Source organism: Dubosiella newyorkensis, from assembly GCF_001945605.1.
GTDB classification, from domain to species: domain Bacteria; phylum Bacillota_I; class Bacilli_A; order Erysipelotrichales; family Erysipelotrichaceae; genus Dubosiella; species Dubosiella newyorkensis.
Map to the genome: position 1 here is coordinate 1 of NZ_MPKA01000006.1, position 1,023 is coordinate 1,023.

Consider the following 1,023-nt stretch of genomic DNA (forward strand, 5'->3'; position numbering starts at 1 on the left):
TTTTTCTTAAAATGTCCCATATAATATCAATCTCTTTTTCTTCTGGATACTTATTTGCTTTTTTTTCTCCTCTTTCGTGACAATGTCCTCTCATTGTCGCTTTTTTATTGTCAAATCATTGGTCATTTCGTTTTCGCCCTATTTCGGGATATGATACAATATCCTCGGAGGTATTCTCTTATGTCCATTCGTCTTCATTCCACTTCTTCCAAAGGCAGCGTCTGCTACTATATCAAGGAAGACTATACCAACCCGCTCACCAAGAAGCGCACCACCCGCAATCGGCAGTCTTTGGGCAATCTCTCTTCTCTTATGGAAAAATACAGCGTCTCTTCCAGAGAAGAAGTCGAATCCATTCTCAAAATGGAGATCGAGGCTATGCGGAAGGCCGAAAAAAAGCTGATCACTCTCGACTTCGACTCTTCGGCTCTTCTCCCTCTGGATTCGGTCAGCTCTTTCAATGTGGGCTACCTTTTTCCTTGGAAGATCCTTTCCATGCTCGGCATTTCCGCCATCTGCCGCTCCATTGCCCAAAGGAACAATTTCAAGTTCGACCTGGAAGAGATCATGCGTCTTCTCGTCTGTGCCCGTATCATTGCTCCGGGCTCGAAAAAAGGCACGCTTGATACGGCTCGCTCTTTCTATCGGTGTCCGCTCCCGAATCTTCACGATGTTTATCGGGCGCTTCCCGTATTGGCTCAAGAGCGCTATTTCATTGAAAAAGAGATCTATAAAAACAGCCAGAAGATCTGTACCCGGGATTCGGCGATCCTTTTCTACGACTGCACAAACTTTTATTTCGAGATCGAAGAGGACGATGATTTCCGCAGATACGGGAAATCCAAAGAAAACCGTCCCAATCCGATTGCACAGTACGGCCTTTTCACAGACCGGGGAGGAATACCGATTGCCGATATCTGTTTTGAAGGAAACCGCAACGAATCTTTTTCGATGCGCGAGCTTGAGAAGACGCTGGAGAAGGATTTCGGGTTCAGCCGCTTTATCGTTTGTGCCGATGCCGCT

At 46.2% G+C, this 1,023-nt stretch carries 1 protein-coding gene; it reads left to right on the top strand.

The features are described from left to right. Positions 1 to 180: 180 nt before the first annotated feature. Positions 181 to 1,023 (top strand): IS1634 family transposase (locus tag BO225_RS00080; RefSeq protein ID WP_419185457.1); only part of this gene is annotated, 843 nt, incomplete at its 3' end.